This is a genomic window from Variovorax sp. PAMC26660 (assembly GCF_014302995.1).
In the GTDB taxonomy this organism is placed as follows: Bacteria; Pseudomonadota; Gammaproteobacteria; order Burkholderiales; family Burkholderiaceae_C; genus Variovorax.
Map to the genome: position 1 here is coordinate 2845425 of NZ_CP060295.1, position 22803 is coordinate 2868227.

The 22803-nt window shown below is 66.3% G+C and carries 21 protein-coding genes; 3 read left to right on the forward strand and 18 right to left on the reverse strand.

What is annotated here, in order from left to right:
- Window positions 1-237 precede the first annotated feature (237 nt).
- Together H7F35_RS13730 and H7F35_RS13735 are read right to left on the reverse strand one after the other, a co-directional pair.
- Entirely contained in the window at window positions 238-540 is a 303-nt protein-coding gene (locus H7F35_RS13730) for a hypothetical protein (protein ID WP_093246454.1), read from the reverse strand.
- An 18-nt stretch (window positions 541-558) separates the two neighbouring features.
- A complete protein-coding gene (locus H7F35_RS13735) occupies window positions 559-1794 on the reverse strand; it encodes an ammonium transporter (RefSeq protein WP_187113390.1) in 1236 nt (411 codons plus the stop codon).
- A 417-nt stretch (window positions 1795-2211) separates the two neighbouring features.
- Here H7F35_RS13735 and H7F35_RS13740 point away from each other — a divergent pair, with 417 nt between their 5' ends.
- Window positions 2212-2970, forward strand: a complete 759-nt coding sequence (locus H7F35_RS13740; protein WP_187113391.1) for a TSUP family transporter — start codon at window positions 2212-2214, stop codon at window positions 2968-2970.
- A 370-nt stretch (window positions 2971-3340) separates the two neighbouring features.
- Here the strand turns inward: H7F35_RS13740 and H7F35_RS13745 are convergent, their stop codons facing one another.
- From H7F35_RS13745 to H7F35_RS13765, 5 genes are all read right to left on the reverse strand, one after another.
- A complete protein-coding gene (locus H7F35_RS13745) occupies window positions 3341-4852 on the reverse strand; it encodes a tripartite tricarboxylate transporter permease (protein ID WP_187113392.1) in 1512 nt (503 codons plus the stop codon).
- Window positions 4853-4864: 12 nt separating this feature from the next.
- Window positions 4865-5353, reverse strand: coding sequence for a tripartite tricarboxylate transporter TctB family protein (locus tag H7F35_RS13750; protein WP_187113393.1), 489 nt, complete (start codon window positions 5351-5353; stop codon window positions 4865-4867).
- Window positions 5354-5559: 206 nt separating this feature from the next.
- Window positions 5560-5979 carry an RNA recognition motif domain-containing protein gene (locus H7F35_RS13755; RefSeq protein WP_187113394.1) on the reverse strand — a complete coding sequence of 140 codons (420 nt, stop codon included), beginning with the start codon at window positions 5977-5979 and terminating at the stop codon, window positions 5560-5562.
- A gap of 180 nt (window positions 5980-6159) precedes the next feature.
- Window positions 6160-6396 (reverse strand): DUF3820 family protein, encoded by a 237-nt coding sequence (locus H7F35_RS13760; protein ID WP_187113395.1) that lies wholly within the window; start codon window positions 6394-6396, stop codon window positions 6160-6162.
- A gap of 4 nt (window positions 6397-6400) precedes the next feature.
- The gene (locus tag H7F35_RS13765; protein ID WP_187113396.1) at window positions 6401-6775 is read right to left on the reverse strand and encodes a translation initiation factor Sui1; all 375 of its coding nucleotides are present in this window, start codon (window positions 6773-6775) and stop codon (window positions 6401-6403) included.
- 48 nt (window positions 6776-6823) lie between these two features.
- Between H7F35_RS13765 and H7F35_RS13770 the strand changes: the two genes are divergently transcribed.
- Window positions 6824-8101: a DEAD/DEAH box helicase gene (locus tag H7F35_RS13770; RefSeq protein ID WP_187113397.1), complete on the forward strand. Its 1278-nt coding sequence runs from the start codon at window positions 6824-6826 to the stop codon at window positions 8099-8101.
- A gap of 14 nt (window positions 8102-8115) precedes the next feature.
- On the opposite strand, the gene H7F35_RS13775 is transcribed toward H7F35_RS13770, so the two are convergent.
- The 11 genes from H7F35_RS13775 to argE all read right to left on the reverse strand — a co-directional run bounded on the left by H7F35_RS13775 (window position 8116) and on the right by argE (window position 21513).
- Window positions 8116-8418 (reverse strand): Dabb family protein, encoded by a 303-nt coding sequence (locus H7F35_RS13775; RefSeq protein WP_187113398.1) that lies wholly within the window; start codon window positions 8416-8418, stop codon window positions 8116-8118.
- 83 nt (window positions 8419-8501) lie between these two features.
- Window positions 8502-9260 carry a slipin family protein gene (locus H7F35_RS13780; RefSeq protein WP_187113399.1) on the reverse strand — a complete coding sequence of 253 codons (759 nt, stop codon included), beginning with the start codon at window positions 9258-9260 and terminating at the stop codon, window positions 8502-8504.
- A 115-nt stretch (window positions 9261-9375) separates the two neighbouring features.
- Window positions 9376-10539, reverse strand: coding sequence for an acyl-CoA dehydrogenase family protein (locus tag H7F35_RS13785; RefSeq protein WP_187113400.1), 1164 nt, complete (start codon window positions 10537-10539; stop codon window positions 9376-9378).
- Between the two features lie 8 nt (window positions 10540-10547).
- The gene (locus H7F35_RS13790) at window positions 10548-11711 is read right to left on the reverse strand and encodes an acyl-CoA dehydrogenase family protein (protein WP_187113401.1); all 1164 of its coding nucleotides are present in this window, start codon (window positions 11709-11711) and stop codon (window positions 10548-10550) included.
- A 15-nt stretch (window positions 11712-11726) separates the two neighbouring features.
- Window positions 11727-12650 carry an SDR family oxidoreductase gene (locus H7F35_RS13795; protein ID WP_187113402.1) on the reverse strand — a complete coding sequence of 308 codons (924 nt, stop codon included), beginning with the start codon at window positions 12648-12650 and terminating at the stop codon, window positions 11727-11729.
- A gap of 49 nt (window positions 12651-12699) precedes the next feature.
- Window positions 12700-14652, reverse strand: coding sequence for an acetyl/propionyl/methylcrotonyl-CoA carboxylase subunit alpha (locus tag H7F35_RS13800; RefSeq protein WP_187113403.1), 1953 nt, complete (start codon window positions 14650-14652; stop codon window positions 12700-12702).
- A complete protein-coding gene (locus H7F35_RS13805; RefSeq protein ID WP_187113404.1) occupies window positions 14649-16259 on the reverse strand; it encodes an acyl-CoA carboxylase subunit beta in 1611 nt (536 codons plus the stop codon). Before H7F35_RS13805 ends, H7F35_RS13800 begins: the two co-directional genes overlap by 4 nt.
- Before the next feature lie 78 nt (window positions 16260-16337).
- Window positions 16338-17108 carry an MHYT domain-containing protein gene (locus H7F35_RS13810; RefSeq protein ID WP_187113405.1) on the reverse strand — a complete coding sequence of 257 codons (771 nt, stop codon included), beginning with the start codon at window positions 17106-17108 and terminating at the stop codon, window positions 16338-16340.
- Between the two features lie 135 nt (window positions 17109-17243).
- Entirely contained in the window at window positions 17244-18947 is a 1704-nt protein-coding gene (locus tag H7F35_RS13815) for a hypothetical protein (protein WP_187113406.1), read from the reverse strand.
- Between the two features lie 147 nt (window positions 18948-19094).
- The gene (locus H7F35_RS13820) at window positions 19095-20354 is read right to left on the reverse strand and encodes a DUF445 domain-containing protein (protein WP_261803620.1); all 1260 of its coding nucleotides are present in this window, start codon (window positions 20352-20354) and stop codon (window positions 19095-19097) included.
- Window positions 20347-21513, reverse strand: coding sequence for an acetylornithine deacetylase (argE, locus tag H7F35_RS13825; protein WP_187113407.1), 1167 nt, complete (start codon window positions 21511-21513; stop codon window positions 20347-20349). The genes H7F35_RS13820 and argE overlap by 8 nt, the downstream gene beginning before the upstream one ends.
- A 100-nt stretch (window positions 21514-21613) precedes the next feature.
- Between argE and H7F35_RS13830 the strand changes: the two genes are divergently transcribed.
- Window positions 21614-22801 (forward strand): glycerophosphodiester phosphodiesterase, encoded by a 1188-nt coding sequence (locus H7F35_RS13830; protein ID WP_187113408.1) that lies wholly within the window; start codon window positions 21614-21616, stop codon window positions 22799-22801.
- Window positions 22802-22803 lie beyond the last annotated feature (2 nt).

Consider the following 22803-nt stretch of genomic DNA (forward strand, 5'->3'; position numbering starts at 1 on the left):
GGTGCTCTTTTTCGCGAATGTCCCCCGCTTCGCTCCTCCTTTATTTCGCGAAAAAGAGCCCCGTATCGGCGTGAGCGCTCAGAGCACTTTTTGATCGGCTGCACACCAGCAGCGTGCCCCTGTGCGAATGACGCCAGGTGCTCCCCGCAGCGAAATAAAGGAGGAGCGAAGCGGGGGACATTCGCGGAGGGGAGCACCTGGTGTCATTCGCACTCGCCCTGAACACTCCCGAAGAAGTCAACGCAACCCACCCACATAACGAGGCGGCGGCGTAGGCGGATTCCCATCAGGCTGCCGCGCCGCCAGCCGCGCAGCACGCGCCAACGGCTCCATGGCCTGCTCGAGACGCGTGGCAAGTTGCTCAAGCTCTGCGTCCTGCGTGTCCGCCGCATGCGCGCGCGTCATGCGCACGATCTCGGCGGCGTACTCGGCATTGGTTGCCATCCACTCGGTGTCGGTCACGCGCCCATGCTTTCGCCGCAATGCCACATGCAGGCGGGCGGCGAGGGCGATGCGTTCGCTTTCTGACATGGATGGCATGGTTCCTCCGTCGGTGGATCAGCTCCCCAGGTGTTCACGATGCTGTGCAAGATCGAGGCCCAGTTGCTCGCTTTCCGGATCGACGCGCAATCCGACCAGGATGTGCACGAGGAACAGCACCACCGCCGTGCCCGTGGCGCTGTAGATCGCCACGCTGCCGACGGCGATGGCCTGCGTCAGTACGTTGCCGGTTGCGCCCGAGATGCGCGCATCGGCGAACACCCCCGTGAGCAGCGCGCCCACGACCCCGCCGATGCCGTGCACACCGAACACGTCGAGCGAATCGTCCGCGCCCAGCAGATGCTTCAGCCCGGTCGCGCCCCAGTAGCAGGCCAGTCCCGCGATGCCGCCGATGGCCAGCGCGGCCAACGGCGTCACGAAACCAGCCGCCGGCGTGATCGCGACCAGCCCCGCCACCAGCCCCGAGCACAGTCCCAGCAGCGACGGACTGCGCCGCACGGTCCACTCGCCAATCATCCAGGTCATCGCCCCGGCTGCCGCCGCGATGTGCGTGACCAGCATCGCCAGGCCCGCGCGCCCGTCGGCCGCCACCGCCGAACCCGCATTGAAGCCGAACCAGCCCACCCACAACAGACCGGCCCCCACCATCGTGAACGCCAGGCTGTAGGGCTCGAAGGCCTCGCGCCCGTAGCCCTTGCGCGGCCCGAGCGCATAGGCGCAGACCAGCCCCGCGATGCCCGCATTGACGTGCACCACCGAGCCGCCCGCGAAGTCGAGCGCGCCCATCTGCGCGAGCCAGCCACCCGGCTCCCAGACCCAGTGCGCGATCGGCGCATAGACCAGCACGCTCCACAGCAGCGCGAACCACAGTACCGCCGAAAAACGCATGCGCTCGACGAAGGCACCCAGCACCAGCGCAGTGGTGATGATCGCGAAGGTCAACTGGAACATCGCGTAGACCGATTCGGGCACGTTGGGCGCGACATGGCTCACCGCCACCTGGCCCGCCTCCTTCAGGTACTCGAAGCCCGAGAACCAGAAACGACCGGTGCCGCCCAGCCAGGGCCAGCCTTCGGTGAACGCCAGCGAATAGCCCAGCGCGAACCAGGTCAGCGAGACCGCCGCAGAAATCGCCACGACGCTCGCCATGGTGGCCAGCACGTTCTTGCGGCGCACCATGCCCGCATAGAACAGCGCGATGCCGGGCAGCGTCATCAGCAGCACCAGCGCGGTCGAGGTCATCATCCAGGCGGTGTCGGCCGCGTTGATGGAGGCTTGCGGGACCAAGGCCATGGCAGTGCTCTTCTTCGAGTTGTGGACTGTGGCTTTACGTGCACAAGTCGTGCCACATCGTTAACTAGCAGAAACACTTTGGTTTGCGAACAGGTCTTCCGAGGTAAGGCAAAGCGGGTAATTCCCAATGCACTGGCGCGGTGCACCCCCTAAAGTCTGCCCACTCGCGAACGGGCCCTGCTCGTGCTGCCGAGGGTCCGAGGAGACAATCCCCCGAACAAGAAAAATGCTTTCCAAGGCTCCATACGAGATGCCATGTCTGAACTTGAAAAGGCGCCGCTGGTCGGCGCCTTTTTTTATGTCCGTCCGAATGTCGCGGGGCGCACTTTTCCTTTAGACCAAACAGCCCCGGTTCGCACGCAGTACATGCGTATGCCGCTATCGTTTCGGTAGCAACCCCGGTGAGACAATCCCGCCATGGAAATGCTGGTGGTGACGGGCGCCTCGCTGCTCGCGGGTTTTGTCGATTCGATCGTGGGTGGTGGCGGGTTGATCCTGGTGCCGGCGCTGTTCGCCGTGTTTCCGGGCGCACCGCCGGCCACGCTGCTGGGCACCAACAAGAGCGCGTCCATTTGGGGCACGGCCGCCGCCGCGGCCCAATTCAGCCAGCGCGTGCAGATGCGTTGGGGCGCGTTGTGGCCGGCCGCGCTGCTCGGTTTTGCCGGTTCGATGCTGGGCGCCTGGGGCGTCACGATGTTTCCGGGGGACTTCCTGCGCCGGGCGCTGCCGGTCATCCTGCTCGGGGTGCTGCTCTACACGCTGGCGCGCAAGGACATGGGGCGGCTGCACGCGCCGCGCTTCAGCGGCCGGGCCGAAACGCTGGCCGCCTGCGCCATCGGCCTGTCGATCGGGCTGTACGACGGCTTCTTCGGGCCGGGCGCGGGCAGTTTCCTGGTGTTCCTGTTCGTGCGCTGGATGGGCTACGACTTCCTCAATGCCTCGGCCTCCGCCAAGATCATCAACACGTTGACCAACGCCGCCGCGCTGATATTGCTGGCGGCCAAGGGGCACGTCTGGTGGCACTACGGGCTGGTGATGGCGGTGGCCAATGTGGCGGGCAGCCTGCTGGGTACGCGCGTGGCGCTGAAGCACGGCGCGGGCTTTGTGCGGGTGGTGTTCATCGTGGTCGTGAGTGCGCTGATCTTGAAGACGGCTTACGACGCGTTTCTGAAATGAAACCCTGGTCTTGGGTTTGACGCGGTGTGCTTGTGGGGCGCTGCTGCTGTTCAGGGCGTCGCCCACGCCGACACGGTGCTCTTTTTCGCGAATGTCCCCCGCTTCGCTCCTCCTTTATTTAGCTAAAAAGAGCCCCGTATCGACGTGAGCGTTCGGAGTAGTCGTTGATCACAGGATCAATAGCAGCGTGCCCTGTGCGAATGACGCCAGGTGCTCCCCGCAGCGAAATAAAGGAGGAGCGAAGCGGGGGACATTCGCGGAGGGGAGCACCTGGTGTCATTCGCACGCACCCCGGACAGCGGCGCCCAGAAACAAGAGCCGCAAATGAAAAAGCCCCCAGAAGGGGGCTGTTGATGGAGGCCGAAGCCGATCACTCCTCGACGAAGGCTTCCTCGCGCTTGGCCTTGATGGCCGGCAACAGCACGATGCCCAACAGCATCGCTGCAGCCACCAGCAACCCTGCCGACAGCGGCCGCGTGACGAACACGCTCCACGCCCCACGCGACAGCAGCAGCGCGCGCCGCAGGTTCTCTTCCATCATCGGCCCCAGGATGAAGCCCAGCAGCAGCGGCGCAGGCTCCGTCCGCAGCTTGATGAACAGATAGCCGATGAAGCCGAAGGCCGCCACCATCCACACGTCGAAGGTGTTGTTGTTGGTCGAGTACACGCCGATCGCACAGAACAGCACGATCGCCGGGAACAGGAACTTGTAAGGCACCGTCAGCAGCTTGATCCACATGCCGATCAGCGGCAGGTTCAGGATGATCAGCATCGCGTTGCCGATCCACATCGAGGCGATCAGGCCCCAGAACAGCTCAGGGTTGCTGGTCATCACCTGCGGGCCGGGCTGGATGTTGTGGATCGTCATGGCACCCACCATCAACGCCATCACCGCGTTGGGCGGAATGCCCAGCGTCAGCAGCGGAATGAAGGAGGTCTGCGCACCGGCGTTGTTGGCCGATTCGGGCGACGCCACGCCGCGGATGTTGCCCTTGCCGAAGGGCACTTCGCCCGGCTTCATGCGGATCTTCTTTTCGAGCGCATAAGACGCGAACGAAGCCAGCAGTGCGCCGCCGCCCGGCAGGATGCCCAGGGCCGAGCCCAGCGCCGTGCCGCGCAGCACGGCGGGCATCATGCGTTTGAAGTCGTCCTTGGTGGGCCACAGGCCCTTGACCTTGTGCGTGAACACTTCGCGCTCATCGTCGGGCTGCGAGAGGTTGCCGATGATTTCGCCATAGCCGAACACGCCCATCGCGATCACCACGAAGCCGATGCCGTCGGTGAGTTCGGGAATGTCGAAGCTGTAGCGCGCCACACCCGAGTTGACGTCGGTGCCCACGATGCCGAGCAAGAGGCCCAGCACGATCATCGCCACCGCCTTCAGCAGCGAGCCCGAAGCCAGCACCACCGCGCCGATCAGGCCCAGCGTCATCAGCGAGAAGTACTCGGCCGGGCCGAACTTGAAGGCCAGCTCGGTCAGCGGCGGCGCGAAGGCCGCCAGGATCAGCGTGCCCACGCAACCCGCGAAGAACGAGCCCAGGCCCGCCGCCGCCAGCGCGGGACCCGCGCGGCCCTGCCTTGCCATCTGGTAGCCGTCGATGCAGGTGACCACCGAGGACGACTCCCCGGGCAGGTTCACCAGGATGGCCGTGGTCGAGCCGCCGTACTGCGCGCCGTAGTAGATGCCGGCCAGCATGATCAGCGCCGACACGGGCGGCAGCGCGTAGGTGGCGGGCAGCAGCATCGCGATGGTCGCGACCGGGCCGATGCCCGGCAGCACGCCGATCAGCGTGCCCAGGATGCAGCCCAGCAGGCAATACAGCAGGTTGGTGAAGGTGAAGGCAACGCCGAAACCGATGGAAAGGTTGTGGATCAGGTCCATGGTGTTCTCTCCTCAGCCCGAAATGAAAGTGGGCCAGACCTGGATCTGCAACTTGAGCGCCCAGATGAACGCCACGTAGCTGCCAGCCGCCAGGATGGTCGAGAGAACCAGCACGTCGCGCAGCTTGAACTGCTCGCCCGCCATGCTCGAGATGATCGTGAGCGCGTAGATCGCGATGATCATGCCCATCGCCGGCAGTCCGATGCTGGGCAGTCCGCCCAGCAGCACGCCGAAGGCGAGGTTGGCACCGAGCACGAAGGCCAGCGGCTTCCAGGCCCATTTGCCGATCGGATCGCCGTCGGTGGTTTCCACCACCAGCGACTGGAACATGATGATGGCCCCGAGGATGGCCAGCAGGATGCCCAGCATCAGCGGGAAGTATCCGGGCCCCATGCGGGCCCCATTGCCGACCGTGTAGGTGGTCGCGCCGATCGCGAAAGCGCCCCCCACGGTGGTGAACATGACTCCTGAAAAGAAGTCAGCCTGACTCTTTATTTTCATCTCTCGACCCTCTTGTTTTGGAGGGATGAGGGTCGTCGTCGGCGGCTGACCGTTGGCTGACCGCCCCGGTACGGACAAATGCGTACCGGGGGGACAGGGTTCTCCCCGGGGTTCCTTGAAAGGTGCAGGGCAGAAACGAAAAAAGCTCCCGAAGGAGCTTTTTATTCATTCAGAGAGCCGAAGCTCTCATGAGTGCGGGTGAGGGCTTAGTAGCCGCCGCGGCCACCGCCGCCGCCACCACCGTAGCCGCCGCCACCGCCGCTACGGCCACCGCCGCCGCCGCCGTAACCACCGCCGCCGCCGCCACCGTAGCCGCCACCGCCACCACCAGCGCCGCCGCCGTAGCCGCCACCACCGCCGGTGCGGGGAGGACGAGCTTCCATCGGACGGGCTTCGTTCACCGTCAGGGCACGGCCCTGGAGCGAATGGCCGTTCATGGCTTCAACGGCTGCGAGTGCTTCTGCATCGCTGCCCATTTCGACAAAGCCGAAGCCCTTCGAACGGCCGGTGTCACGTTCCATCATGACCTTGGCGCTGACGATCGAGCCGAACTCGCCGAAAGCCTGTTCCAGGTCGTTGTCACGCACAGAGTAGGCGAGGTTGCCTACGTAGAGTTTCTTGCCCATGGAGGGACTCCTAATTCAAACCAACAAAACAAAGCGATGGAGTCCCAGAATCACAACAAACAAAATGCGCTGTGGCGCGAAACTGACCGATCACCGAATTACGTGCACGGGAGACAAGCTCGCAGACACGTAGGTCGGATTATCCAGCCCCATTTACAAAAAGAGTGGGGAAATCATGTGTTATTGAGAAACAACCCGGCCGGATGGGCCGTTTCGCAACGGTTTGAGCAGGTCCGAGAGCCCGTTGTGGTCTATTTCATGCATCAACTGGAGGAGCCGGCCGATTTCTCCCGAGGGAAAACCCTCGCGTGCAAACCACGTCAGGTAATTTCCGGGCAAATCGGCGATCAGCGTGCCCTTGTGCTTGCCGAAGGGCATTTGCAGGGTCACGAGGCGCTGGAGGTCTTCGGGCTGCATCGATCTATCCTCCCGCCCGCTTGACCGTGTGGCCCTGCTTGGCCAGCGCCGCGATCACCAGTTCGCGATGGTCGCCCTGGATTTCGATGGTGCCGTCCTTCACCGTGCCGCCCGAGCCGCAGGCGGTTTTGAGCTGTTTTCCCACCGCCGCGAGCGCCACCGCATCGAGCGCCAGGCCCTTGACCACCGTCACGCCCTTGCCTTTGCGTCCCTTGGTCTCGTGCGATACACGCACAATGCCGTCAGTGGCCGGAACGCGCGCCTTCAGATCCTTGCAGCGGCACTGCGCCATCGGCGCGCCGCAATCGGGGCACATGCGGCCGCCCGCCTCGGTGGAATACACCAGGGCAGTGGCCTGATTGCTTTTCGTCGTCGCCATTCGATCCATCTCTTCTTTGTTTCCGGGTTTCTCTCTCTGTCTGCTCACATGCCATTCGACTCACTGGGCCTGGCCCCCGCGCTCGTGCAGGCTGCCGCCGAAAGCGGCTATGCCGCGCCGACCGCCATCCAGGCTGCGGCCATCCCCGCGATTTTGCAAGGTCGCGACGTGCGGGGCTCGGCGCAGACCGGCTCCGGCAAGACCGCCGCATTTTCCCTGCCGCTGCTGCAGCGCCTGGTCGCCGAAGCCTCGCAGTCGCCCCGCCGCGTGCGCGCGCTGGTGCTCGTGCCCACGCGCGAACTCGCAGCCCAGGTCGGCGAGACCATGCGCAGCCTGGCGCAGCACCTGCCCGAACGCCTGAAGATCGCGATTGCCTTCGGCGGCGTGTCGATCAACCCGCAGATGATGGGCCTGCGCGGCGGTGCCGACATCGTGATCGCCACGCCCGGCCGGCTGCTCGACCTGGTGGACCACAACGCGCTCAAGCTCAACACCGTGTCGACGCTCGTGCTCGACGAGGCCGACCGCCTGTTCGACCTGGGCTTTGCCGAAGAACTCAACCGCATCCTCGCGATGCTGCCCGCGCAGCGCCAGAACCTGCTGTTCTCCGCCACCTTCCCGCCCGCCATCCAGGCGCTGGCCGACGGCATGCTGCGCGACCCCGCCGTCATCGACGTGCAGGGCGAGCCTGGCACCGAGCCGAACATCGTGCAGCGCGTGATCGAGGTCGACCCCGACCGTCGCACGCAACTGCTGCGCCATCTGCTGAAAGAGAACGAGTGGGAGCGTGTGCTGGTCTTCGTCGCCACGCAGCATTCGGCGCAGATCGTGGCCGAGAAGCTCTACAAGAACGGCGTGTATGCCGTGCCCTTCCACGGCGACATCGCGCAGGGCACGCGCACCGACATCCTTGCGCAGTTCAAGCAGAGCCGCTGGGATGTGGTGATTGCCACCGACCTTGCGGCCCGCGGCATCGACATCGCGCAACTGCCCGTGGTCATCAACTACGACCTGCCGCGCTCGCCGACCGACTACATCCACCGCATCGGCCGCACCGGTCGCGCGGGTGAAAGCGGCCTGGCCATCAGTTTCGTGAGCGCATCCACCGAAGCGCATTTCCGCGTGATCGAGAAACGTCAGGGCCTGAGCCTGCCGCGCGAGCGCATCGAAGGCTTCGAGCCGACGGAAGTCGCGGCGCCGGTGGTCGATGCGTCGGGCACCGGTGGCATCAAGGGCAAGCGGCCGAGCAAGAAGGACAAGCTGCGCGCGGCGGCTGCACTTGCCGCGGCAACGCAGCAGCAAGGCGACGCTGAAAGGAACGACTGAACGGCGGCTGCCGTTCAGCCCGCCGCGTAGTCCACCTGGTGTCGCGCGACGCGCAGGTCACCCAGCTCCTCGCGAACCCGCAGGTGCGCCGGGTGCGTGGCGTAGCCGTCGAGCGAGGCCTGGCTGTCGAACTCGCTGTACAGCACCACGTCGCAGGCATAGGCCACGCGGCTCGAATCCACGCCCACCTCGATGTGAAGCAGGCCCGGAACCTGGCCGCGCAGCAATTCAAACTTGTGCTTGAGCAGTTGCGCGGCCTGCGCTTTTTCTTCCTGCGACTCGCCGCGCAGGTCCCACATCACGATGTGCTTGAACATGGGGACGATGGTAGGCACGCGCCTTGAGAAAGGCCATGCGCCGCGAGCCTCGTGTGTGAAGAACAGTTTTCCGTTTCCGTGCGCTATGCGTGCTTGCCGAGGAAGCTCGAAATCAGATCCATGGGCAACGGAAACACGATGGTCGTGTTCTTGTCCGCGCCGATCACCGTCAGCGTTTCGAGGTAGCGCAGCTGGATCGCCTGCGGCTCCTGTGCCAGCACGCGCGCGGCCTGGAACAGCTTTTCGGACGCCTGCAGTTCGCCCTCGGCGTGGATCACCTTGGCGCGGCGTTCGCGCTCCGCCTCGGCCTGCCGCGCGATGGCGCGAACCATGGATTCGGTGAGGTCGATCTGCTTGATCTCGACGTTCGACACCTTGATGCCCCATGACGCCGTCTGCACGTCCAGCGACTCGCGCACATCCAGGTTGAGCTTCTCGCGCTCGGCCAGCATGTCGTCCAACTGGTGCTTGCCCAGCACCGAGCGCAGCGTGGTCTGCGCCAGCTGGCTGGTGGCATTGAAAAAGTCCTTCACCTCGATGATGGCTTTCTCCGCATCGACGATGCGGAAGTACACGACCGCGCTGACCTTCACCGACACGTTGTCGCGCGAGATCACGTCCTGCGTCGGCACTTCGAGCACCACGGTGCGCAGATCGACCCGCACCACCTGCTGGATGCCCGGGATCACGATCACCAGACCGGGGCCCGAGACTTTCGAGAACCGTCCGAGGGTGAACACGATGCCGCGCTCGTACTCCCGAAAAATCCAGATCGCCGAAAAAACCAGCACCGCCAGCAAGACGAGAACGACGGCGCCAATGCCATAAGTGAAAGAGAGCATGGTGATCTCCCGCGACCCCGACAGGAGTCGCTGGATCGTTGGACACGCGCAGGGCGCAGGCGTTCCAGATGGGCGCGAAGATGGGTCGGCACCGACGCCCGGTGTAGGCGCGCGCCTACCAGCCCATCTGCCGCGCCGCCAGTTCCTTCATGATTTCCTCGGCGCCGCCGCCGATCATCATCACCTTGACCTCGCGGTAGATGCGCTCGCTCACCGTGCCGCGCATGAAGCCCATGCCGCCGAGAATTTGCACCGCTTGATCGGCGCAGAACTGCATGGTCTGCGTCGCGTGGTTCTTGAGCATGCAGATCTGCGCCACCCACTCGGGCGCGTTGAATCGGCCCGCCGCCTCGTGTGCATCGCCCTCGGCCGACACCGCTTCGAGCCAGGCCTCGGTGGAGGCAATGCGCATCTGCATGTCCACCAGCTTGTGGCGCACCACCTGGTGCTCGATGAGCGCGGCGCCGAAGGTCTTGCGTTCGCGCGCCCAGGCCAGCGCTTCGTCGAGGCAGGCTTGCGAAAAGCCCAGTGCGCCGGCCGCCAGCCCGATGCGCTCGCCGTTGAAGTTGCCCATGACCATGCGAAAGCCTTCGCCTTCGTTCCCCAGAAGGTAGCGCGCGGGCACGCGCACGTTGTCGAAATGCAGCGTGGCGGTGTCGGAGCACAGCCAGCCCATCTTCGACAGGCGCGTGCGACTGAGGCCGGCCGAATCGCCCGGCACCAGCAGCATCGAGATACCACCCGCGCCACGCCCTTCGCCGGTGCGCACGGCCACCGTGATCCAGTCGGCGCGCATGCCCGAGGTGATGAAGGTCTTCTCGCCGTTCACCACGTAGTGATCGCCGTCGCGCTTTGCTGTGGTGCGCAGCGCTGCCACGTCCGAGCCGCCACCGGGTTCGGTGATGGCGAGCGCCGCGATCTTCTCGCCGCGCAGCACCGGCGGCACCACTTCCTGGCGCACTGCATCGCTCGCATGCAGCACCACGGGCGGCAGGCCGATGTTGTGGGAGAACAGGCTGGCCAGCACCCCACCGCTCTTGCCGTGGCGCGCGAGCGCGATCCATGCGGGCAGCTTGAGCGCGTAAGAGGCCGGCGTGCCACCCAGCGCCTCGGGATAGCTCAGCCCGAGCAGCCCCAATTCGGCGGCGCGCGTGTACAGCGCGCGCGGAAATTCGCCCGCGTCGTCCCATGCCTGCACATGCGGCGCGATCTCGCTTTCGGCAAAGCGCCGCACCGTGTCGGCGAGCGCCGTGCGGTCGGCATGCAGTTCGGCGTCCATGCTGCGCTTCAGCCGTGCTGCGGCGGCCGCTTGGCGATGCCCATGGTTTTCGCCAGGATGCCGAGCATCACTTCGTCCGCGCCGCCGCCGATCGAGCCCAGCCGGCCGTCGCGGTACAGGCGCGAGACGCGGTTTTCGAGCGTGAAGCCCATGCCGCCCCAGAACTGCAGGCAGGTGTCGGCCACCTGCCGCGTCAGGCGCCCGGTCTTGAGCTTGGCCATCGAGGCCAGTTCGAGCACGTCCTCGCCCTGCACATGCAGGTCGCAGGCGCGGTACGTCAGCGCGCGCAGCGCCTCCACCTCGGTCTTGAGTTCGGCCAGCTTGAACTGCACCCACTGCTGGTCGGCCAGCGTGCCGCCGAACATCTGGCGCTGCTGCGCCCATTCGATGGTCTGTGCGATGCAGTCTTCCATCGATTCGAGCGAACTCGCGGCGGCCCACAGCCGCTCTTCCTGGAACTGCTGCATCTGGTAGATGAAGCCCTGGCCCTCTTCACCGATGCGATAGCGCTGCGGCACGCGCACGTTGTCGAAATAGATGAGGCCCGTGTCGCTGGAATTCATGCCGATCTTGCGGATCTTCCTGGCCTTCTCGATGCCGGGAAGGTTCATCGGCACCATCACCAGCGACTTGTTGCGGTGCACCGGCCCGTCGCTGGTGTTGACCAGCATGCACATCCAGTCGGCCTGCAGGCTGTTGGTGATCCACATCTTCTGGCCGCTGATGAGGTAGTCGTCGCCGTCCTTGCGCGCATGGCTCTTCAGGCCCGCCACGTCGCTGCCCGCGCCGGGCTCGCTCACGCCGATGCAGCCGACCATGTCGCCCGCGATGGCGGGCGCCAGGAATTCGCGGCGCAGTTCATCGCTGCCGAAGCGTGCGAGCGCGGGTGTGCACATGTCGGTCTGCACGCCAATCGCCATCGGCACGCCGCCGCAACTGATGTGGCCCAGCGCCTCGGCCATGGCCATCGCATACGAATAGTCGAGCCCGGCGCCGCCGAAGGCCTCGGGCTTGTTCAGGCCCAGCAGGCCGAGGTTGCCGAGCTTCTTGAAAACCTCGTGCGCGGGAAAGATCTCGGCCGCTTCCCATTCGTCCACATGCGGGTTGATCTCTTCGTCGATGAAGCGGCGCAGGGTCTTCTGTATCTCGAGGTGTTCGTGGGTGTACTGCATGTTGCTTGTCTCCGGTCAGTCGTTCGATTCGTTCTTCGGCGGTGTCTGGAACACGCGCGGCGTCTGCGCCAGGTGAAAGCCATCGAAAGGCCGCACCGCCGCGCGCTGCTGCGCTTCTGCATTCGGCAGCGCCATCGGCCAGCCCATGCGCACCTGCGGCCGCGCGCCATCGACGCGCAGCACGCTGCCGCTGATGAAGCTGGCCGCAGGGCTCAGCAGGAAGGCGATGGCGCCGGAGGTCTCGGCCTCGTTGCCGAAGCGGCCTGCGGGCACGGTCTTGCGCATGGCGCGCAGCATGTCGCCGGCTTCTGGCGGGTAGTGGTCCATGCCGCTGGATGCGATGTAGCCCGGCGCCACCGCGTTCACGCGCACGCCGCTGGCGGCCCATTCGAGCGCAGCCGTTTCGGTGAAGCTCACCATACCGGCGCGCGCCGCGCCGCTGTGGCCCATGTTCGGCATCGAGCCCCACATGTCGGCCACGATATTGACGATGGCGCCGCCGTTCGCCCGCATGCTCTGCACGAAGCATTCGCGCGCCACGAGAAAGCCGCCGGTGAGATTGGTGTGGATCACCGCCTCCCAGCCCTTGGCCGAGATGTCGGCCAGCGGCGTGATGTATTGGCCGCCAGCGTTGTTGACGAGGCCGTCGATGCGGCCATGCGCGGTGACGATGGCAGCGATGGCCGTGCGCACTGCTTCTTCCTGGCGGATGTCGAAGGCCTGGGTGCTGGCCTTGCCACCGGCCTCGACGATCTCGGTTTGCACCGCTGCGAGCTTCTCGGCGTTGCGGCCGACCAGCACGACTTGCGCGCCGAGCACTGCCAACTCGTGTGCCGTGCAGCGGCCGATGCCCGAGCCGCCGCCCGTGACGACGATGACCTGCCCGCCGAAAAGGCCGGGTGCGAAGACGGAGCGGTAGCGGGAAGAGGGGGCGTTCATGCGAAAGACTTCCGGGAAATTGAAAGGAAGAAGGCGACGGCGGCGGTCGTCATGCGTCGGCGATCTCCGCGACCACATGGCGCGCGGCCACCTGTGCGCCCACGGCCACATGCAGTGCGGCGACACGGCCGGCACGCGGGGCGCAATGCACGTGTTCCATCTTCATTGCCTCCAGCGTGACGAGCGGTTGACCAGCCGCGACCGCGTCGCCTTCGGCCACCAGCAGGGCGATCACGCGGCCGTTCATCGAGGCGCGCAGCAGGCCGTCGCTGCCTGCGGCGTCGGCGCGCGCCTCCGTGACATGCGTGAGGTCGCGCAGCTCGAAGGACCGGCCGTTGAAGTGAATCCACAGGTGGTCTGAAGCTTCGCGCACTGCCAGTGCTTGATCCGCCACGCCCCGGCACGAGAAGCGCACCGTGCCGTCGCCCGGCAAGGCCAGCAGCTCGACCCGCGCGGGCGCGCCGTCGTCCAGTGCCACATCGAAATGCCCGACGCCGCGCGGTGTCACGCGGGCTGCATGCACCTTGCCGTCGAGCGTGAATCGCAGGGCATTGGGCAGCGTGTGCGCGAGCGGTGAAGGCCACCCGCGCTCACCCAACTGGAGCAGCAGTGCGGCCAGCAGGGCGGCTTGCGTGTGGGTGGCCGCATCGGGTGCGAGCAGCGCATCGAGGTGATCGGCGATGAACGCGGTGGTCGCGCCGCCGCTTGCAAACACGTCGTGCGAGAGCACGCGCTGCAGCAACTGCTGGTTGGTCGCGATGCCCAGTGCCACCGTGTCCTGCAGGCCTGCGATCAGCCGGTGCCTGGCTTCATCGCGCGTGCGGCCATGGGCGACGAGCTTGGCGATCATCGAATCGTAGAAGGGCGGCACGACCGCACCGTCGCGCAGCGCGTGTTCGGTGCGCAGGGCCACTGCCGGCCGCCATGCGGCGAGCGTGCCGCTCTGCGGCATGAAGCCCTGCTGCGGGTCTTCGGCGCAAAGCCGCACCTCGATCGCGTGGCCGGTGATGCGCACGTCCTGCTGCGTCAGCGGCAGGGGCTCGCCGGCTGCTACGCGCAGCTGCAGTTCGACCAGATCAAGCCCGGTCACCGCCTCGGTCACCGGGTGTTCGACCTGCAGGCGCGTGTTCATTTCCATGAACCAGTACTGGCCTTCGGCATCGAGCAGGAATTCGAGCGTGCCCGCGCCTTCGTACGCGATGGCCTTCGCGGCGACGACGGCGGTGGTGCCCATGCGTTCGCGCAGCGCCTCGGACACTGCCGGCGAGGGCGCTTCTTCGACGACCTTCTGATGCCGACGCTGCACCGAGCAGTCGCGCTCGCCGAGATGGATGGCGTTGCCGTGCCGGTCGGCGAACACCTGGATCTCGATGTGGCGCGGCGCAACGATGGCGCGCTCCAGGATCACCGTGGCATCGCCGAAGGCGTTGAGCGCTTCGGATTGCGCGCTCTGCAGCAACTCGGCAAACGATGCGGCCGAGGTCACGAGCCGCATGCCGCGCCCGCCGCCACCAGCGGTGGCTTTGATCATCACGGGCCATCCGATGCGCGCGGCTTCGGTCGCGAGTTTTGCGGCACCCTGGTCTTCGCCCTGGTAGCCCGGAATGCAGGGCACGCCGGCTGCCTGCATCAGCCGCTTGGCGCCGGCCTTGTCGCCCATCGTGCGAATGGCTTCGGGCGAAGGGCCGATGAAGACCAGCCCCGCATCGCGGCAGGCCTGTGCGAACTCGGCGTTCTCCGCGAGGAAGCCGTAGCCGGGGTGCACCGCATCGGCACCGCTGGTGCGCGCGGCCTCGATGATGGCGGCGATGTTCAGATAGCTTTGCGCGGGCAGCGACTCGCCGATCCACACGGCCTGGTCGGCTTGCCGCACGTGTTCGGCATCTGCGTCGGCGCTGGAATACACCGCCACGGTGCGGTAGCCCATGGTGCGCGCTGTGCGCATCACGCGTACCGCGATCTCGCCGCGGTTCGCAATCAGGATCTTGTGGAAACTGCTCATGGCCGTGCCACCGAAAACTGCATGGCCTGCGGCGTGCGTGCATCGGCATCGCGGCAGATCGATAGAACTTCGGCCAGCACCGCGCGCGTGTCACGCGGGTCGATCACGCCATCGTCCAGCAGCATCGCGCTGGTGGTGAACACGCTCATCTGCCGGTCGAAGCGCTCGACGATCTGCTGCTGCATTGCGTCGATCTTCGCGGTATCGACCGTGCCCTTGCGTGCCATGCCGGCCTCCATCACGATGGCCATGGTCTTGGCGGCCTGCTCGCCGCCCATCACCGCGGTGCGCGCGTTGGGCCACGAGAAACAGAAGCGTGGCGCAAAGCCCCGGCCGCACATGCCGTAGTTGCCCGCGCCGTAAGAAGCGCCGCAGTACAGCGTGATCTGCGGCACCGTGGCGCTGGTCACGGCCTGGATCATCTTGGCGCCGTGCTTGATGATGCCGGCCTCTTCATGCGCACGGCCCACCATGTAGCCGGTGATGTTCTGCAGGTAGACGATGGGCGTGCGCGACTGGCAGCAGGCCTGGATGAAGTGCGTGGCCTTGGTGGCGCCGTCGGAATCGATGGGGCCGTTGTTGGTGATGAGGCCCACGGCATGGCCTTCGAGCCGGATGTGGCCGCAGACGGTGGCGCTGCCGTAGTGCTCGCTGAATTCCAGGAACTCCGAACCATCGGCGATGCGCGCGATGACTTCGCGCATGTCCACCGGACGGCGGCCATCGCTCGGCATGATGCCGAGCAGGTCGTCGGCGTCGTAGCGCGGCGGTGCGAACTTGCGGGGCGCTTCATCGCGTGCCCAGTCGATGCCGCCGAGGATCGAGCGCGCGATGCGGATGGCGTCACGGTCGTCTTCGGCCAGGTAGTCGCCCAGGCCCGAGATGTGGGTGTGCATCACGGCGCCGCCCAGTTCCTCTTCGGTGGCGATCTCGCCGGTGGCAGCCTTCAGCAAGGGCGGCCCCGCGAGGAAGGCTCGTGTGCGGTCGCGCACCATCACGATGTAGTCGGACAGCCCCGTCTGGTAGGCGCCGCCCGCGGTGGATGAACCATGCGTCACCGTCACCACCGGCAGCCCGGCGGCCGAGAGCCGCGCGAGGTTGCGAAAGATGCTGCCGCCGCGCACGAAGTCCTGCACGCGGTACTGCATGAGATTGGCGCCAGCGCTTTCCACCAACTGCACATAGGGCAGCTTGTTCTCGAGCGCGATCTCCTGCACGCGCAACTGCTTGTCGAGCCCCATCGGCTGCAGCGCGCCGGCGTCGATGCCGGAGTCGGAGGCGCTGACCATGCAGCGCACGCCCGCCACCTGGCCGATGCCCGAGATCAGCCCGCCACCGGGCACGCTCTTCGACAGGTCAGGGTTGTCATGGCCCAGCCCCGCGAGCGAGGCGAGCGGCAGGAAGGGCGCGCCGGTGTCGAGCAGCAGCGCGATGCGTTCGCGCGGCAGCAGTTGCCCGCGCCTGGCAAAGCGCTCGGCCGAGGCGCCGGAGGCGGCGGCGGCGCGGGCCTCGTGTGCGCGCACCTGTTCGAGCAAGGCGAGCATGCTGGTGCGGTTGGCCTGAAAGGTGTCGCTGGCCGCGTGCAGCCGGGATTCGATGACGGGCATGGAGAGTCTGTGCAGATCGCTTGTTGTTGGGGGTCTGCACAGACTTTAGGCCGCGGGCGCCGGGCCCGCTTGTGCCAACTAGCTGGTACGCGCGCGCTGTGTGGGCGGCGCGTCGAGGCTGCTGCCGGTGACCACCCAGTAGATGAAGATCAGCACCGCGCCGGCCGTGCCGAACACCGTGAGCCCCATGGAGCTGCCGCCGATGGCCAGTGCATCGGTGGGTGCGGAGGCGATGCAGATCATGCTGGCCGCGCTCATGCCCACGTAGTGCATGGTGCAGACCGCCACGCCCATGACGGCGGCGGCCGCGACCTTGTGGGTGAACTTGTTCAGGTTGAACGCCAGCCACAGGGCGGCGGCGGCCGCGCTGATGGCGATCAGCACCGACAAGCCGACCGTGGCGATGTTGAAGTCCATCGACGCGCGCATGTTCATTGCGAACATGCCCATGTAGTGCATCACGCACACGCCGAGCCCGGCCAGCAGGCTGCCCGCCGCCCAGCCCGACTTGCTGAACTTGCGCCGTCCGCCGGCCATGTAGAGGGCAATGCCCGAGATCAGGATGGCTGCCACCAGCGACACCACCGTCAGCGGCATGTTGTACGAGATGCCGACCGGCAGCCGGTACGCCAGCATGCCGATGAAGTGCATCGACCAGATGCCGATGCCGCCCAGCGCCACCGCGGCGCAGGCCACGACGGCGAGGTTGGGTTTGCCATCCGCGCCCACCATGCGCCCGGCGCAGATGAGCGCCACCAGCGAGCCGGCGAATGAGATCAGGAAGGAGAGCGCCACCAGCCCGAGCGAGTATTCGGGCGATAGCAGTTGGCCTACGACGAGCGGAGTCATGCGTTTGTCCCTTCAGGAAAAAACGCCTCGCCAATGCCCCCGACAGCCGGATGCGATCGGGACGCCACGAGACGTCCCGGCCAGTCTGTAATATTTGTTTTTAAAAGTAAATGGAAATTTACACTTATTGTTACGCTACCTTACGGCGCGAATCCGATATATCGCATTGTTGCGATCGGCCGCCATGTAGATCGTGCCGTCGCTGCCCACGGCGACACCCGTGACCACGTAGGGCGCAGGCAAGCCGGGCCCTGGCGCGAGGCCGATCGGCAGGTTGTCGGCCACGGTTCGGCGGCTGCCGTTGGCTGGATCGATCTCGACCAGCCGGCGGGCCGCGGTTTCGGCCACGATGAAGCTGCCCCACGGTGTCTGTGCCACGCCTTCGGGCAGCGCCAGCCCGTCGGCCACGGTGCGCAGCGGCGCACTGGCGTCCAGCGGAATGCGCAGCAGCTTGCCGGCCGCCTCGGTGACGTAGAGCGCGCCATCCTGGCCCACGATCATCTGCACCGGGCCGCTCAGACCGCTAGCAAGCACCAACTTGTCAGCAAACTTCGGCCCGCTCGCGCGGGTGATGCTGCCGCTGGCCAGTTCGGCGTAGATCACGCTGCCGTCGGGCATGGGGATCGCGTCGAACGGCGCCTTCAGGCCGTGGATGGTTTCGACGGTCTTGAGCGTCTGGCGGTCGACCAGTTGCACCGTGCCGCCGAACCATGAACTGAGCGCGAACAGCCTGGCCGACAGCCCGACCGCGAAGGGGTAGTCCAGGTCCGGATCGCGCTGCATGCGGAACACGTCGCGTACTTCGCCGGTGCGCACGTCGACCTGGCGAAAGCCGAAGACGTCGGCCACCCAGAGGTCGTTGCCGTCGATCTTCATGCCGGCCGGCACCGCCACCTTGCCGCTGGTGAGCGTGCGCAGGTCGCCCGTGGCGGGGTTGAAGGACTGCACCTCGTTGTTCGCCATGTTCGACACATAGATCATCCCGTCGGGCGTGTCCTTTGCAATGGCGAGGTTGTCCAGCGACGGGCGCAGTTGCTTGGCCACGGTCTTGCTGCCGGTGGCCAGGTCCACGCGCACCAGCTCGCCGCTGCGCGCATCGACCACCCAGAGGTTGCCCTTGCCGTCGAGGTTGGCCGCGGCCGGGATCTTGAAGCCCTCGGCGATCACGGTCATGGCGCCATTCGCCGGATCGATCTTCACCACCTGGCCCTTGAACCACAGAGGCCCGTACAGCATGCCGTCGGGCCCGACCTCGAAGCCGTTGAAGCCGCCCATGTCCTTCTTGATGAGCCGGGGCGGCTTCTTGCCGTCGCGGTCGATCTCCCAGAGCGCGTCGCCCAGGAACACCTGCGAGGCGTAGAGCTTGCCGTTGCGGCGATCGAAGTCGAGCGAGTTCAGGCCGGGCAGGTCCTTGGCCAGCACGCGCAGCGGCGCGGTGTCGCTCTCGCGGTAGCGCAGCTTGCCCATGAGGTAGTTGGTCCATGCCAGCTCGCCGTTGGGGCCGACCGCGATGTCGTCCGCCTGGCCTTCGGGCGCGTCGACCAGCACCTTCGCCGCACCGGTGGTGCGGTCCACTTCCCACAGCGTGTTGCCCAGCACGCTGCCCGCGAGCAGGCGGCCCTTGGCATCGATGGCCAGCCCGTGCACGCCAGCGAACGAGGAGGGCGCGACCAGCGCTTCGGGCGCGGCCCACGATGCGGGCCGCGTGGGCGGTGCCGACGGCAATGACGGTGCGGCCGATGGCGGCGGCGCGGACACCGGCGGCGTCACCGTGCTGCAGGCGCCCAGCAGGGCGACGATGGCAGCCAGCGAGGCGGCGTGAAGGCGAGGGCGGGGCATGCGTTCTTCTCCTCTTTTGAGTGCGCGGAGCAGTCTAGGAGGCGGACGTGTCACCCGCGTCCCCCCGGGGACAGGATGCGCACTTTCGTTCGCTGTGGATTACCCGCAGCCTTCAGCTCCCATTCACACCTTGCGTGCCTTCTTCGTTCAGCCGCGCAGCAGTTGCGTGACCGTGTGGATCAGCAGCCCCACCAGCCCGCCCACCAGCGTGCCGTTGATGCGAATGAACTGCAGGTCGCGCCCGATGTTGCGTTCGAGTTCGAGCGTCATCTCCTGTGCATTCCACTCGCCCACGCGCTCCTCGATGTAGTGGCGGATGTCCTCGCGGTAGCGCTCGATGGCCAGTGGCGCGGCCGCCTCGATCTGCTCGTTGATCCAGCGGCGGATCGGTTCGTCGGCCTGCAACCGCGTGCCGAGCGCGCCGGTCATCGACGCGATGCGCTGGCGGATCGTCGAATTGCCGCGGCCCAGGTCGTCGTGCAGCCATGCCAGCAACTCGCCCCAGAGCCCGTGCAGGTAGTCGCCCAGGGCCGGGTGCGCGATCAGCTCGGCGCGTATCTGCTCGCCGCGCTGCTGGAATTCGGGATCGAGCTTCAGCCGCACCACGAAGTCGTCGACGAAGTGGTCGAAGCGCTTGCGCATCGGATGGTCGGGCTCGGCCGCGAGTTCGCCGATGGTGTGCGCCACCGCCGCCACGATCTTGCGCGTGGCCAGCTTGGCCGCCACCTGGTCCAGGCCCACGTAGCGCAGCGTCTTGATCTCGCGCGCAATCGCCTCGGTGATGTGCGCCTGCATCTGCTCGCCTTCGAGCAGGCCGGCCACCTGCTGCAGCACGTCGTCGAGCAGCGCCTGATGGCGCCCACCCGCCGTGAGCGCGTCGAGCGCCTGGCCGGTCAGGCGCGAAAGGTCGATTTTCGCGAGGCCTGCAGCGGCGGCGCGCCCCATGAAGTCGCGCACCCGCTCGTCGTCGAAAGCCGTGAGCCCGTAGCGCGTGGCGGCCACGCCCCATTCGCCCAGCTTCTCGCCGCTCGAGGGGTGGGCCAGCCAATCGGCGATGCGGCCGGCCGCATCGAACTGGCGCAGCTTGGCGAGCACCTGTTCGGTGCTCAGGAAGTTGTTGCAGATGAAGCCGGCGAGCTTGGCGCCGATGCGGTCCTTGTTGCTCGGGATGATCGCGGTGTGCGGAATCGGCAGGCCCAGCGGCCGGCGAAACAGCGCCACCACCGCGAACCAGTCGGCAATGGCGCCGACCATCGCGGCTTCCGCGAAGGCCGCCACATAGCCCCAGGCCGGATGCTGCGCATGCAGCGCGCTCGCCACCGCATAGAGCAGCGCCGCCGCGCACAACAGGCCGAGCGCGACGCGTTTCATGCGACGCAATGCGTCGCTGCCGTTGTCGTCAGCCAATGGCCGGCGAGGTGGCCAGGCGTTCCATGAACAGCTCGCAGCGCGCGAGCTGTTCCAGGCTCACGAATTCGTCGGGCTGGTGCGCCTGCTCGATGCTGCCGGGTCCGCACACCACCGTGGGGATGCCGGCGTTCTTGAACAGGCCCGCTTCGGTGCCGAAGGCCACCAGCGTGGTGCGCTCTTCGCCCGCCAGGCGTTGCGCGAGCAGCGTGATCGGGTCGTTGGCCGCGCCCAGGAAGCTCGGGATCTCGCAGATGGTCTCGAACTTGAAGCCCGCATCGGGCGCCACCTTCTTCATCGCGGGCTCGATGCTGCCGGCATAGGCCACCACATCGGCCTGCATGCGCCGGGCGTCGGCCGTGGGCAGGTCGCGGAATTCATAGCGGAACTCGGCGTCGCGCGGCACCACGTTGTCGGCAATGCCGCCGTGGAACTGGCCCACGCTCGCGGTGCTGAAGGGCACGTCGAAGCCCTCGTAGCGCGGCTCGTTGCGCTCGAAGTCTTCCGCCATGTCGCGCACCTTGCCGATCACGCGCGCCGCCATCTCGATGGCGTTGACCGATTTCGGCGTGAGCGACGAATGCGCTTCCTTGCCGCGCACGCAGCACTTGTAGCGGTACACGCCCTTGTGCGCGATGGCCGGCACCATGCTGGTGGGTTCGCCCACGATGCAGGCCAGCGGCTTGATGCCGGCGTCGCGCATGTCGGCGATGAGTTCCTTCACGCCGAAGCAGCCGATCTCTTCTTCATAGCTGAAGGCGAAGTGCACCGCGAAGGGCGAGTCGCTTTCCAGGAAGCGATGGGCGTTGGCCAGCGCGATGGCAATGAAGCTCTTCATGTCGGCCGAGCCGCGTCCGTACAGGCGCTCGTTCTGCACCACGGCGGACAGCGGATCGACGCTCCAGTCCTGCCCGTCCCAGGGCACCGTGTCGGTGTGGCCCGAGACGATCACACCGGCCGGCTTGCCTTCGCCCAGCGTGGCGAACAGGTTCGCCTTGGTGCGCTCGGCGTTGTAGGTGATGCGGCTCTTCACGCCCAAGGCCGCGAGGTGGCTCTGCGCGAAGTCGATCAGTTGCAGGTTGCTGTTGGCGCTGATGGTGTTCATGCGCACCAAGGATTGGGCCAGCAGAAGGCTTTGGGGGGAAAGCGTGTGGAGCATGCAACACATTCTCCCGGAAGTCGGTGCGGCGCGTCGACAGATGTCGAAGCCGTCATGCGAAGCGGGTACGCTGCCTCTTTTTTGGACGGAGAAAAAGACCATGCGCACCCTTCAGATCGCCCTGACCGCGACCGCCGCCCTGTGCGTCGCAGCCTGCAGCACCACCGGCCCCTCCAACAAGCTGCTGACGCTCGATGGCAACCCGCCGCTGGTCATCGCGCATCGCGGTGCCTCGGGCTATCTGCCGGAAGAAACGCTCGAAGCCTATTCGCGCGCCATCGAACTGGGCGCCGACGTGATCGAGATGGACCTGGTCTCCACCAAGGACGGCGTGCTCATCGCCCGCCACGACCCCAACCTCGCCATCAGCACCGACGTGGCCAAGCACCCCCGCTTCGCCTCGCGCAAGAAGACCATCAAGGTCGACGGCGAAACCCAGACCGGCTGGTTCAGCAACGACTTCACGCTCGCCGAAATCAAGACCCTGGGCGGCATCTCGACCGACGCCGAGCGCGCGCAGGAATACAACGGCAAGTTCAAGGTCGTGACCTTCCAGGAGATCATCGATTTCGCCAAGGCCAAGACGAAGGAAACCGGCCGCACCATCGCGATCTACCCCGAGTCGAAGAACCCGACCTACTTCCGCGAACTCGGCCTGCCGATCGAGGACAAGATGGTCGCCGCCATCGTCGCCGCCGGCTGGAACAACAAGGCCGCACCCATCTATGTGCAGTCCTTCGAGCCGGGCAGCCTGAAGTACATGAAAGCCAAGGGCCTGAACACGAAGATCATCCAGCTGATCGACGGTGACAGCGTCGACCTGAAGACCGGCGCCGTGACCTTCGCCGTGCCCAGCGACCGCCCCTACGACTGGACCAAGGCCGGCGACAAGCGCAACTTCGACGCCATGGTCACGCCCGCGGGCCTGGCCGAAATCAAGACCTATGCCGATGGCATCGGCCCGTGGAAGCGCTACATCGTCAGCATCAAGGGCACCATTGGCGCCGATGGCAAGCCGGTCGACGTGAACAAGGACGGCAAGATCAACGATGCCGACGCCACCTCGATGGCCCCGACCACGCTGATTGCCGACGCGCACAAGGCCGGCCTGTTCGTTCACCCCTTCACCTTCCGCAACGAGTCGCGCCGCCTGGCTTCCGACTACAACAAGGATGGCAAGAACGAATACGCCGTGTACTACAAGCTCGGCGTGGACGGCGTGTTCACCGACTTCACCGACACCGCGCTGGCCGCGCGCGCTGACTACCTGAAGAGCATCGGCCGCTGAGG

Bases quoted from the DNA above. Each gene is read 5' to 3' on its own strand.
- H7F35_RS13730 (WP_093246454.1), bottom strand. From the start codon at position 540: ATGCCATCCATGTCAGAAAGCGAACGCATCGCCCTCGCCGCCCGCCTG.
- H7F35_RS13735 (WP_187113390.1), bottom strand. From the start codon at position 1,794: ATGGCCTTGGTCCCGCAAGCCTCCATCAACGCGGCCGACACCGCCTGG.
- H7F35_RS13740 (WP_187113391.1), top strand. From the start codon at position 2,212: ATGGAAATGCTGGTGGTGACGGGCGCCTCGCTGCTCGCGGGTTTTGTC.
- H7F35_RS13745 (WP_187113392.1), bottom strand. From the start codon at position 4,852: ATGGACCTGATCCACAACCTTTCCATCGGTTTCGGCGTTGCCTTCACC.
- H7F35_RS13750 (WP_187113393.1), bottom strand. From the start codon at position 5,353: ATGAAAATAAAGAGTCAGGCTGACTTCTTTTCAGGAGTCATGTTCACC.
- H7F35_RS13755 (WP_187113394.1), bottom strand. From the start codon at position 5,979: ATGGGCAAGAAACTCTACGTAGGCAACCTCGCCTACTCTGTGCGTGAC.
- H7F35_RS13760 (WP_187113395.1), bottom strand. From the start codon at position 6,396: ATGCAGCCCGAAGACCTCCAGCGCCTCGTGACCCTGCAAATGCCCTTC.
- H7F35_RS13765 (WP_187113396.1), bottom strand. From the start codon at position 6,775: ATGGCGACGACGAAAAGCAATCAGGCCACTGCCCTGGTGTATTCCACC.
- H7F35_RS13770 (WP_187113397.1), top strand. From the start codon at position 6,824: ATGCCATTCGACTCACTGGGCCTGGCCCCCGCGCTCGTGCAGGCTGCC.
- H7F35_RS13775 (WP_187113398.1), bottom strand. From the start codon at position 8,418: ATGTTCAAGCACATCGTGATGTGGGACCTGCGCGGCGAGTCGCAGGAA.
- H7F35_RS13780 (WP_187113399.1), bottom strand. From the start codon at position 9,260: ATGCTCTCTTTCACTTATGGCATTGGCGCCGTCGTTCTCGTCTTGCTG.
- H7F35_RS13785 (WP_187113400.1), bottom strand. From the start codon at position 10,539: ATGGACGCCGAACTGCATGCCGACCGCACGGCGCTCGCCGACACGGTG.
- H7F35_RS13790 (WP_187113401.1), bottom strand. From the start codon at position 11,711: ATGCAGTACACCCACGAACACCTCGAGATACAGAAGACCCTGCGCCGC.
- H7F35_RS13795 (WP_187113402.1), bottom strand. From the start codon at position 12,650: ATGAACGCCCCCTCTTCCCGCTACCGCTCCGTCTTCGCACCCGGCCTT.
- H7F35_RS13800 (WP_187113403.1), bottom strand. From the start codon at position 14,652: ATGAGCAGTTTCCACAAGATCCTGATTGCGAACCGCGGCGAGATCGCG.
- H7F35_RS13805 (WP_187113404.1), bottom strand. From the start codon at position 16,259: ATGCCCGTCATCGAATCCCGGCTGCACGCGGCCAGCGACACCTTTCAG.
- H7F35_RS13810 (WP_187113405.1), bottom strand. From the start codon at position 17,108: ATGACTCCGCTCGTCGTAGGCCAACTGCTATCGCCCGAATACTCGCTC.
- H7F35_RS13815 (WP_187113406.1), bottom strand. From the start codon at position 18,947: ATGCCCCGCCCTCGCCTTCACGCCGCCTCGCTGGCTGCCATCGTCGCC.
- argE (WP_187113407.1), bottom strand. From the start codon at position 21,513: ATGCTCCACACGCTTTCCCCCCAAAGCCTTCTGCTGGCCCAATCCTTG.
- H7F35_RS13830 (WP_187113408.1), top strand. From the start codon at position 21,614: ATGCGCACCCTTCAGATCGCCCTGACCGCGACCGCCGCCCTGTGCGTC.